Source organism: Kocuria sp. CCUG 69068 (assembly GCF_020833785.1).
Lineage (GTDB): Bacteria > Actinomycetota > Actinomycetes > Actinomycetales > Micrococcaceae > Kocuria > Kocuria rosea.
The window spans coordinates 1-10,677 of the sequence record NZ_PDDL01000114.1 but is presented as its reverse complement, the minus strand read 5'-3'; the positions used below and the strand labels follow the sequence as shown (position 1 = coordinate 10,677).

The 10,677-nt window shown below is 74.8% G+C and carries 10 protein-coding genes; 3 read left to right on the top strand and 7 right to left on the bottom strand.

The features are described from left to right. The 6 genes from CRM73_RS16185 to dinB form a co-directional block, all read right to left on the bottom strand. The coding region (locus CRM73_RS16185) for a penicillin-binding protein 2 (protein ID WP_229588470.1) at positions 1-1,952 on the bottom strand (1,952 nt) is incomplete at its 3' end. A gap of 78 nt (positions 1,953-2,030) precedes the next feature. Continuing rightward, the gene (locus CRM73_RS16180; protein WP_017833693.1) at positions 2,031-2,747 is read right to left on the bottom strand and encodes a hypothetical protein; all 717 of its coding nucleotides are present in this window, start codon (positions 2,745-2,747) and stop codon (positions 2,031-2,033) included. Then, positions 2,744-3,745, bottom strand: a complete 1,002-nt coding sequence (rsmH, locus tag CRM73_RS16175; RefSeq protein WP_035924058.1) for a 16S rRNA (cytosine(1402)-N(4))-methyltransferase RsmH — start codon at positions 3,743-3,745, stop codon at positions 2,744-2,746. The genes CRM73_RS16180 and rsmH overlap by 4 nt, the downstream gene beginning before the upstream one ends. A gap of 229 nt (positions 3,746-3,974) precedes the next feature. Then, on the bottom strand, positions 3,975-4,406 hold the full coding sequence (gene mraZ / locus CRM73_RS16170; RefSeq protein WP_031283112.1) for a division/cell wall cluster transcriptional repressor MraZ: 432 nt from the start codon (positions 4,404-4,406) through the stop codon (positions 3,975-3,977). Positions 4,407-4,958: 552 nt separating this feature from the next. Beyond that, positions 4,959-5,336: a DUF3040 domain-containing protein gene (locus CRM73_RS16165; protein WP_017833696.1), complete on the bottom strand. Its 378-nt coding sequence runs from the start codon at positions 5,334-5,336 to the stop codon at positions 4,959-4,961. A gap of 55 nt (positions 5,337-5,391) precedes the next feature. After that, the gene (dinB, locus tag CRM73_RS16160) at positions 5,392-6,672 is read right to left on the bottom strand and encodes a DNA polymerase IV (protein ID WP_229588468.1); all 1,281 of its coding nucleotides are present in this window, start codon (positions 6,670-6,672) and stop codon (positions 5,392-5,394) included. Between the two features lie 184 nt (positions 6,673-6,856). Between dinB and CRM73_RS16155 the strand changes: the two genes are divergently transcribed. After that, positions 6,857-8,008 (top strand): polyprenyl synthetase family protein, encoded by a 1,152-nt coding sequence (locus CRM73_RS16155; RefSeq protein ID WP_109243788.1) that lies wholly within the window; start codon positions 6,857-6,859, stop codon positions 8,006-8,008. 61 nt (positions 8,009-8,069) lie between these two features. Here the strand turns inward: CRM73_RS16155 and CRM73_RS16150 are convergent, their stop codons facing one another. After that, positions 8,070-8,456, bottom strand: coding sequence for an Rv2175c family DNA-binding protein (locus tag CRM73_RS16150; RefSeq protein ID WP_017833699.1), 387 nt, complete (start codon positions 8,454-8,456; stop codon positions 8,070-8,072). Positions 8,457-8,575: 119 nt separating this feature from the next. Between CRM73_RS16150 and CRM73_RS16145 the strand changes: the two genes are divergently transcribed. Together CRM73_RS16145 and CRM73_RS16140 are read left to right on the top strand one after the other, a co-directional pair. Further along, on the top strand, positions 8,576-9,760 hold the full coding sequence (locus CRM73_RS16145; RefSeq protein ID WP_095651543.1) for a LysM peptidoglycan-binding domain-containing protein: 1,185 nt from the start codon (positions 8,576-8,578) through the stop codon (positions 9,758-9,760). Positions 9,761-9,805: 45 nt separating this feature from the next. Next, positions 9,806-10,677, top strand: an 872-nt coding sequence (locus CRM73_RS16140) for a protein kinase (RefSeq protein ID WP_229588465.1), incomplete at its 3' end; no start/stop codon positions are given.

Below are 10,677 nucleotides of genomic sequence, written 5' to 3'. Positions count from 1 at the left end.
CGACGCTCTTCCGATCTCCCGCGAGGACGTGCGCTCGGTGACCTGGGCCGGGCTGGAGTCCTCCCCGTGGCACGGGCGGGCGCAGAAGTACGCGCCCCGGTGCTGCCGTCCTCGGGTGCCTCGACGCCCGGCGGGGTGTCCACCGGCGCCGTCTGCTCGCTCTCGTCCTCCTCCGGATCGTCCGTGCGCAGCGGGATCCGCACGGGCTCGGTGGTGGAGGGCGGGACGTCGTAGTGGCGCAGCACCTGGCCCATGATCTTGCTGAAGGTGGGGGTGGTGCCGATCGCGCGGACGTCACCCTGGGGGCGCTGGAGCGTGACCGCCACGAGGTACTGGGGGTCCTCGACGGGGGCGACGCCCACGAAGGAGGTGGTGTACCCGTCGTAGCCGCCCTCCGGGCTGGGGGCCTCGGCGGTGCCGGTCTTGCCGCCCACCCGGTAGCCCTCCACGGCGGCCTCCTTGGCGCCGCCCTGGGTGACGGTGACCTCCATCATGTCGAGCACCTGCTCGGCCGTCTCCTCGGAGACGACCCGCTCGCCCTCGGGCCGCTCGACCGGGGTGCTGGTGCCGTCGGGGGCGACGACGGACTCGACGACCCGGGGCTCCACCTGGACCCCGCCGTTGCCGATGGCCTGGAAGATCGTCGCCGTGCGCAGCGGGGTCTGGGCGACGCCCTGGCCGAAGAGCACGGTGTACTGCTGGCGCACGTCCCACTGGTCCGCGCTCGTGAGGATGCCGGGCGACTCACCGGGCAGCTCGATGCCCGTGGTCTCGCCGACGCCGAAGCGCTGCATCCACTCGTGGCGCTGCTCCGGGGCGAGCTTGCCGCCGACCAGGACGGTGCCGGTGTTCATCGAGTCGGCGATGATCCCGGTGAACGTGCGCCGCTGCTCGCCGTGGTCGAAGGCGTCGGTGATCTTCTGCCCGTCGATCTCCAGGAACGGGGGCACGGTGATCTCCGTGCGGGGCGTGGCCACGCCCTCCTCCACGGCGGCCGCCGCGGTGAGGATCTTCTGGGTGGAGCCGGGTTCCACGGCCTGGGTGACGGCCCGCGCCCCCAGGTCCTCCGCCTCGGCGGAGCCGATGTCGTTGGGGTCCACGGTCGAGGAGTCGGCCAGCGCGAGCACCGCACCGTCCTCGATCCGCATGACCACGGCCGTGCCCCACTCGGCGTCCAGCTCCTCGGCGCGCTCGGTGACGGCCTGCTGGGCGAAGAACTGGACGTCGCTGTCGATCGACAGCTGCACCGAGGAGCCGTCCTCCACCGGGCTCTCCTCCTGGGGCGCCACCGGGATCCGCACGCCGTCGGCGCTGATCTCGAAGGTCCGGCTCCCGTCGGTGCCGCGCAGCAGCTCGTCCTGGGTCTGCTCGATCCCGCCGAGCGCCTCGTCGTCCCCGCCCATGAAGCCGACCACACTGCCGCCCACCGGGCCGTTGGGGTAGATGCGGTCGGAGGACGGCTGCCCGTACACGTAGGGCAGGCCGAGCTCGCGCACGGTGTTCCACTGCTCGGGCGTGACCCCGCGGGCCACGTACTCGAACTGCTTGTCGCCGTCGAGGGCGTCCTTGACCTCGGTGTCCTCGAGCTCGAGGGCGTCGGCGAGCTGGTACACCGCCTGCGTGGGGGTCACGGTCTCGGTAGTGCCGTCGGCCAGGGGACGCTCGAACTCGCGCACCAGGGACTGGTCGACCGTGACGTCGTAGCGCTGGAGCGTGCGGGCCAGGACGTTGCCGTGGGTGTCGCGGATCTCACCGCGCAGCGCGGGCACCACCTCCGTTCGGGACCGCTCACCCGCAGCGGCCTCCGCCCGGCCTGCGACGTCGAAGCCCTGCACCCACACGAGCCGGATCCCGAGGACCACGAGCAGGCCGAGCACGAGGACCACGCCGATGTGGCTGCGTCCGATGCCGCGGGTGCGGGGGGCGTCGGACGTCGAGCGTGCGCGTGCCACGTGTCTGCCTCGTTCCTGGTTGCGACTGGGAGATGTCCGGGGGGCTGCTGCCGGCGGGGGCGGGGGCCGGTGGCCCGGTCACTCCCCGGGCGTGCGCTGCGGCGGGGCCGCGAGTGAGCCGCCCTCCGCGTCCGCCTCGCCGGCCGGCGCGGCGTCCTCGCGGGCGCTGCGCTCGGCGTCCTCCCGCTCCTGCGCCGCCTTCTCCCGCTCGCGGTCCTCGGCGCGCTGGGCGGCACGGTCCGCGGCCTCGGAGCCGGTCTGGTGGGCGTGGTCGACCAGGATCTCGTGGTTCTCCTGGGGCTGCGCGGGCATGGGGTCGCCCTCGACGGTCCCGTTCGTGACGTCGACCGTGCCCGAGTCCTGCGCGGGGACCATGCCGAGGTCCGTCGCCATCACCGCGAGGTTCTGCGGGGCGTTGTAGAACTCGAGGTCCTGGGTGAGCGCCTCGTTCTGCTGGCTGAGGGCCTGCTCCTGGGCGCGCAGCTCCACGAGCCGGTACTGGCCCCCGGAGATCTGGATGTTCAGCACCAGGATCGAGGCCAGCGCCACCACTAGCGCCACCAGGCTGAGCACCACGGTGGAGAACCGCTGCCGGCGTGCCCGGCCCGGGACCACGGACAGCGGGGCCCGGGTCGACCCGGCCCGCTCCTCGGCGGGCGGCGCCGGGTCGCTCAGCTGGCGGGCGGAGGTGCCCTCCACCGGCGGACGCTGCCCGCGCCGCCCGGCCCAGGCGCCGATGCCCGTGCGCTGGGAGGTCGGGCGGACGGGGCGTCGCTGGAGTCCGGTTCCGCTCATGCCGTGTACCTCTGCGCGTTCTGTGCTGTGGGGGGGACGTGCTCTCGGATGCGCTCCACCGCGCGCAGGCGCGCGGAGGCGGCACGGGGGTTCTCGTCGATCTCCCGGGGGGTGGGGGTCTCCGTCCCGCGGGTCAGGACCCGCAGGGTGGGCTTGTGCTGGTCGAGCTCCACGGGGAAGCCCTTCGGCGCCGTCGAGGCGGCTCCGCGGGCGAAGGCCTGCTTGACGATCCGGTCCTCGAGGGAGTGGTAGCTCATGGCCACCACGCGCCCGCCCACGGGCACTGCGTCCAGTGCGGCGGGGATCGCCCGGCGCAGCACGTCGAGCTCCTCGTTGACCTCGATCCGCAGCGCCTGGAAGGTCTGCTTCGCGGGGTGGCCCTTGCGGTGCTGGGCACCCTGCGGCACGGCCCCGCGGACGACCTCGACGAGCTCGCCCGTGGTCCGCAGCGGGGTCCTGGCCCGCTGCGCCACGATCGCGCGGGCGATCCGACCGGCGAAGCGCTCCTCGCCCCAGTCCCGCAGGATCCGGCGCAGGTCCTCTTCGCTGTAGTCGTTGACCACGTCCTGGGCCGTGACGGGCGCGGTGGAGTCCATGCGCATGTCCAGGGGCGCGTCGTAGGAGTAGGCGAAGCCGCGCTCGCGCTCGTCGAGCTGCAACGAGGAGACCCCGAGGTCGAAGAGCACCGCGTCCGCGTGGTCGAACCCGTGCCGGCCGAGGGCCTCCGGGATCCGGTCGTAGGTCGTGTGCACGGGGTGGAACCGGTCGCCGAACGGGGCGAGCCGCGCGCCGGCCAGTGCGTGGGCCTGCGGGTCCCGGTCGATCGCCACCAGCTGCAGGCCGGGGAAGCGCCGCAGCAGCGCCTCGGAGTGACCGCCCATGCCCATCGTCGCGTCCACCGCCACGGCGCCGTCCTCGCCGAGCGCGGGAGCCATCAGGTCCAGGCACCGTTCGAGCAGCACGGGAACGTGGAGCTGCTCGGCTGGGCGTTGCGCCATGGGCCCTCTCTTCGGCGGTCGACGGTGGATCGGTCTTCGGTGGCCGGCGCCGGGTCGACGCCGTGGTGCGGCGGCGGGCCTTCCAGGATCAGAACCCCATCCGCTGGCCGTCCCTCGAATCCGGCCTGGCTCAGGGGAAGGTGAGTCAGGACGGTGACGGCTGTGCGGCTGGAGATCTCATCCGGGAAGCGGCTCCGCGTGCTCCGCGGTGGTCTCGGCGGCCCTGCGCTCAGAAGAGCCCGGGCACCACTTCCTCCTCGGTCTCGGAGAAGACGGCCTCCTTCTCGTTCAGGTAGTCGTTCCACGCCTGGGCGTCCCAGATCTCCGCCCGGGTGCCCGCGCCGATGACGGCGAGCTCCCGGCCCAGCCCGGCGTAGTCCCGCAACGGCGGCGGTATGGTGACTCGGCCCTGCTTGTCCGGGACCTCGTCCGAGGCGCCCGAGAGAAAGACCCGGATGTAGTCCCTGGCCTGCTTCGAGGACAGCGGTGCCGCCCTCAGCTGCTCGTGGACCCGCTCGAACTCGCGGACGCTGAACACGTAGAGGCACCGTTCCTGACCGCGGGTCAGCACGAGTCCCTCCGCCAGTTCCTCCCGGTACTTCGCCGGCAGGATCAGGCGGCCCTTCTCGTCGAGACGGGGTGAGTACGTTCCGAGAAACATGCTCACCGCCTCTCCAGCCCGAGAGTTCTCCCAGATCCATCTCTTCGCCCCACTTTACTCCACTTCACTCCCCGGTCAACGAACGCAGGGCCCGGGCGCCGCGGCGTGGCGCGGCGCCCGGGCGCCGCGACGGGCGTCGCCCCAGGTGGGCACGATGGCGCCGCGGCGGAGGGCTGCGGGGAGGAGCGTGGAGGACACCCCGGGCCCGCGGTGCGGGGCGCCGGCACCGGGCGTCGGGGAGCGCGGTGGAGGACGCCGCGGCCCGCGGCACCGGGCGCCGGCGGAGGGGTGCGGGGAGGAGAGTGGAGGACGCCGCGGTGCGGGCTGCGGGGAGGACGGTGGAGGAACGCTCCCCGGACGTTCCCGGGGTGCGGCCGGGGTGCGGCCGCGGCACCTCCAGGGCATGAAAAAGCTCCCCGGCGGTGCACCGGGGAGCTGATCGGACCCTGCAGACCGCCGTGCGGCAGCAGGGTGGGGGGAGGTGGAGGGGCCGGTCGGGTCGGTCCGAGCGGGCGGCGCCCTGCGGTCGGCTCCGGGTCCGGGCGGGGCCGGTCAGGTGGACGGGCCCCCGGAGTTGCGCTGGTCCCAGCGCTCCTCGAGGTTCTGCAGGAAGGGCGACGAGCGGCGGGGCGGGCCGCCCTTGCCGGGCTCCCCGCCGGGGCGCGGCTTGCCGGAGCGCAGCGTGGCGACGTAGACACCCGCGCCCATCACGACGAAGCCCAGGACCCCGACCAGGATGGAGTCGATGACGACCCCGCCCAGGAGGACGAGCAGGCCGACGACGGCGATCACGATCCCGAGGACGATGTTGCGGGTGGAAGCACCCCTGACGGCGCGGGACCCCATGTTCGTCACGAACCTCGGGTCGTCCGCGTGGAGCTGCTTCTCGAGCTGCGCCAGGAGCTGTTGCTCGTGCTCGGACAGTGGCACGGTATGCCTCCTCATCCTTCGGGTGCGGATTCCCCGGCTGTTCCGGCGCCGCCTGCTACCAGGATAGACCGTCGGGTGCTGATTTGGCACCGCGCACACGGCTGTCAACAGCCTCCGAGTTGCCCTCCGGACTCCGGGGTGCGGGAGGCAGGAGACGGGCGGGGCCGAGGCGCTCGGCGCCGAAGCGGGCGTGCACCCGGTCCATGGCCTGCTCGGCGGCCCCCCACTCCTCCTCGCGGCCGTCCAGGCTCAGCTGCAGGGCGTCCGTGGCGGGCTCCAGCCGCTCGGCGCGGATGCCGATGAGCCGGACCGGCTGGGGCCGGTCCCCGAGCTCCTCGAGCAGGCCCACGCCGTGCTCGAGGAGCTCGTGGGCGGACGTGAAGGGATGCTGCAGGGTCCGCGACCGGGTGATGGTCGTGAAGTCCGCCCAGCGCACCTTGAGCCCCACCCGGCGGGCGCGCAGACCCTGCCGGCGCAGCCGCGAGGCGGTCCGGTGGCTGAGCCGCAGGAGGGTCTCGTGCAGCACGCGGTCGTCCGCGACGTCCCGGGGGAAGGTCTCCTCCGCGCCCACGCTCTTCTCCTCGCGGACCGGTTCGACGGGGCGGGGGTCCCGTCCGTTGGCGAGCTCGTGCAAGTGGTGGCCGGCCGCCCGTCCGACCAGGCGGGTCAGCATCGGCACGGGGGCGGCCGCGAGGTCCCCCACGCTCCTGAGCCCCGCGCCGGTGAGCGTCTCGGCCGTGCGCCCGCCGACGCCCCACAGCGCCGAGACCGGCAGCTCCGCCAGGAACGCGACGGTGTCCTCGGGCTGGACGAGCAGCAGGCCGTCCGGCTTGGAGCGGGTGGAGGCGATCTTCGCGACGGTCTTGTTGGCGCCGATCCCCACGGAGGCGGTCAGTCCCAGCTCGTCCCGCACACGGGCCCGCAGGCCGCGGGCGATGCCCACGGGCGGGCCGAGCCGCCGGACCGCTCCGGCGACGTCGAGGAAGGCCTCGTCCACGCTGATCTGCTCGACACGGTCGGTGATGTCCCAGAACATGGCCATGACCCGGCGGGAGTAGGCGTCGTAGGCGTCCCGGTGGGGCTCGAGCAGGACGGCCCGGGGGCACATCGCCCGGGCCCGCGCCAGGGGCATGCCGGAGCGGACGCCGAACGCCCGGGCCTCGTAGGACGCGGAGAGGACGACGGAGCGTCCGCCCGACCCGGCCACGATGACGGGCCTGCCGCGCAGCCCAGGGGCCGCGAGCAGCTCCACGCCGACGTAGAACATGTCCATGTCGACGTGCAGCACGGCGCACTGCCGCCAGCGCTCCAGCCGGTCCCTCGGCGTCTCGGTCACCGCGTCCTCCTCCCGGGTCCGGCACAGCTTAGCCCCCGGCGCGGACATCCCGGCCGCGGTGCGGGCCCCGGCCCGGGCGGAGCGCCCCGGTCCGCTCACCGGGCCTTCGATAGGCTGGGGCGGACATCGCGGACGACCGGCAGAGGGCGTCCGCCGCCGCCCCGAGTCCGAGGTCGATCCGCCCATGACGTGCCCGCCCCTCCCGCACCACCCCGACGCCCCCGCCGGCACCGCGCCGCAGGCCCGGCCCGAGGACGCCTTCCGCGCCGAGGACGAGCGGTTCGTGGCGCGGCTGCACGCGGAGCTGGAGGAGTTCTTCGGCCGGCAGCGAGCGGTCCTGGGCGGCATCTCGGCGGACGCCCTCCCGCTGCTGGACGCCGTCGTCGCGCTCTCCGCCGGCGGCAAGCGGCTGCGGGCGCGGCTGTGCTACTGGGGCTGGCGGGCGGCGGGCGGCGACCCGGAGGACCCGGCCGTGGTCCGGGCCGGGGCGGCGCTCGAGCTCTTCCAGTCCGCCGCGCTCATCCACGACGACGTCATCGACCGCTCCGACACCCGCCGCGGCGCCCCCAGCGTGCACCGCCGCTTCGAGTCCGTGCACGCGGACCGGGGCTGGGCCCTGGACGGTCCGGCCTTCGGCGTGGCCGCCGCGATCCTCTCGGGCGACCTGTGCCTGTCCTGGAGCGAGCAGTCGTTCGCCGCGGCCACCACCACGGCGCCCGGCGGCCACCGCGCACGGGCGGTCTTCGACCTCATGCGCTCCGAGGTGATGGCCGGGCAGTACCTCGACGTGCAGGGCGAGGTCGCCGGCGGGGGCCAGGACCGCGACGGCGCGGTGCAGCGGGCCCTGGACGTCATCCGGTACAAGTCGGCGAAGTACTCGGTGGAGCACCCCGTGGTGCTCGGCGCCGCCCTGGCCGGGGCGCCGGAGCCGGTCCTGGAGCGCTGCTCCGCGTTCGCGCTGCCCCTGGGCGAGGCGTTCCAGCTGCGCGACGACGTCCTGGGCGTGTTCGGCGATCCCGCGGCCACGGGCAAGCCCGCCGGCGACGACCTGCGCGAGGGCAAGCGGACGGTGCTCGTCGGCTACGTCCGCACGCTCGGCAGCGAGGCGCAGATCGCGCGGCTCGAGGACGCCCTGGGCCGGCCGGAGCTGACGGAGGAGGACGTCGAGGAGCTCCGCTCGCTCATCACGGCGTGCGGCGCCCTGGGCTCCACGGAGGAGCTCATCGAACGGCTCAGCGGGGAGGCGTTCACCGCGCTGGACCGGCTCGGGGCCGACGCCGTGCCGATGGCCGCGCTGCGCGGCCTCGCGACGGCTGCGGTCCGCCGCTCGTCCTGAGTCCGGCGCGCCGGGCCGGTCCCGCGGTCGGGGCCGGTCCGGCGCGCCGGTCAGGAGCGGGTCACCAGGCCAGGGCCTGCGCCCGGCGGCGGATCTCCGTCTTGCGCCCGTCCCGCAGCGCGTCGACGGGACGGCCCGGCAGGGACTCGTCCTCGGTGAACAGCCACGTGATCGCCTCGACGTCGGTGAAGCCGGAGTCCCGCAGGACCGCCACCGTGCCCTTCAGCGAGTCGACCACGGCGCCGTCCAGCAGGAAGGCGGCCGGCACCCGGCGGATGCTGTCGTGCGGGTTGCGGACGGCGAGGAGCGTCCCGTCGTCGACGAGGCCGTGGACGCGGGTGACCACGAGGCCGAGCTGCTCGGCGACGTCGGGCAGGGGCAACCACTCCTGGACGAGACCGTCCAGGCGGTCGAACTCCTCGGTGCTGATTCCGGATGTGTTCTTCACGCCCCCAGAGTGCCACGTCCGCCGGTGCCCGTGCCACGCGGGCCCGCCACGGTATGCTCGACCCGCGGAGCCGGCTGAGACCTCCGCACCTTCCCCGATCAGCGTCAGAGAGTTACTTCATGCCGTATCCCCCCGACAGCGACACGACCGACCCGAACGACGCACCGCGCTCCACCACCGCCGAGACCACTGCCGAGACCTCCGCCGAGGCCTCCGGGCGGCAGGACGACCGCTCCGCCGGCTGGGCGCGCCGCGCCCGGACGGGGTCGGCGGTCACCGCCGTCGCCGCCCTCGCCGCCCTGGGCGGGGGCACCGTGGCCCACGCCGCCCCCGCCCAGACGGCCCAGGTGGCCTCGGCGCCCCTGCTCGCCGGCCAGAAGACGACGAAGACCCCCGTGCACACCGTGTCCCCCGGGGACTCCCTGTGGGCGGTCGCCCAGCGCCACGGCGTGGCCGTGGACGAGCTCATGCGGTGGAACGACCTCTCCGGCGCGGCGCTGCTGCTGCCCGGGCAGGAGCTGCGCCTCTCCGGCGGGGCGGCCCCGGCGGCCGAGCCTTCGAAGAAGCCGGCCCCGCCCGCGGCGGAGCCGCCCCGGACGGAGCACGTGGTGCGCTCGGGCGACTCGCTGTGGAGCATCTCGCAGACGCGCGGGGTGTCGGTCCAGTCGCTCCTCGACGGCAACGACCTCACGGTGAACTCGCTGCTGCGCCCGGGCCAGCGGCTGTCGGTCTCGGAGCCGGCCCCCGAGACCGTGCGGACCGCCCAGGCCCCTGCCCCCGAGCGGGCCGAGCAGCCCCGGCCGGCGCCCGCGCGCGCCGTCGGCGACACCTTCCTGGGCCGCACGTACGAGGACGGGGTGGTGGACTCCGCCAACCGCCACCACGAGCAGCTCGCCGCCCGCCCCGCGCCCTCGCGCGAGGAGATGCGCCGGCTCGTCCACGACACCGCCGTGCGGATGGGCGTGGACCCGGCGCTCGCCCTGGCGCACGCCCACCAGGAGTCGGGCTTCGACCACCGGGCCGTGTCCCCCGCGGACGCCGTGGGCACCATGCAGGTCATCCCGGACGCCGGGGACTGGGCCTCGGGACTCGTGGGCCGGGAGCTCGACCTGCTCGACCCGCAGGACAACGTCACCGCCGGCGTGGCCATCATCCGGCAGCTGGGCCGCGCCGCGCCCAGCACCGACGTGGCCATCGCCGCGTACTACCAGGGCCTGCACGGGGTGAAGAAGTACGGGATGTACGACGACACCAAGCAGTACGTCAAGAGCGTCAAGACGCACCGCAAGCGGTTCGGACCGTGACCTGCGACCCAGCCTGCGCACAGCGCCCCGCCCTAGGCTGATCCCGTGCAGCACGCGCTCCCCGACCACCTGACCGGGACCGTCCTCGAGGGCCGCTACGAGCTGGGTCCGCGGATCGCCCGCGGTGGCACCGCCACCGTGTACCGGGCGGTGGACACCCGCCTGCAGCGCGTCGTGGCGGTCAAGCTCATGCACGCCCACCTGGCCGAGGACCCGGCCGCGGCGGACCGGTTCGTGCGGGAGGCCCGGTCGGCGGCGCGGCTGTCCCATCCCCACGTGGTCTCCGTGCTCGACCAGGGCCACGCCCCGGACGGGGTGCCGTACCTGGTCATGGAGCACGTGGCGGGCTCGACGCTGCGGGACCTCCTGCGCCGGCGCGGCGCCCTGCCCCCGGGCGAGGCGCTCGGGCTGCTGGAACCGGTCCTCGACGGGCTGGCGGCGGCCCACCGCGAGGGCCTGGTGCACCGCGACGTGAAGCCGGAGAACGTGCTGATCTCCGCCGCCGGCCGGGTGACCGTCGCGGACTTCGGTCTCACCCGCGCCGTCGACCAGCACACGGCGACCGGAACGGTGCTGGGCACGGTCGGCTACGCCTCGCCGGAGCTCGTCACGGGGCAGCGGGTCGACACCCGCGCGGACGTGTACTCGGCCGGGATCCTGCTCTTCGAGCTCCTGGCCGGCCGCCGTCCCTTCGAGGGCGGTCCGCTGGCCGTGGCCCGCGCCCACGCGGACGGCGCCGTCCCGGACCTGCGCACCCTCGATCCCGGTCTCCCGGCCGGTGTGGCGCGGCTGGTCGCCCGGGCCACGGCACGGGAGCCGGAGCGGCGTCCGCCCGACGCCGGCAGCTTCCTCGACGAGCTCCGGTCGGTCCGGGCGGGTCTGCGGCCCGCGGAGCTCGACCGCCCCCCGGGACCCGG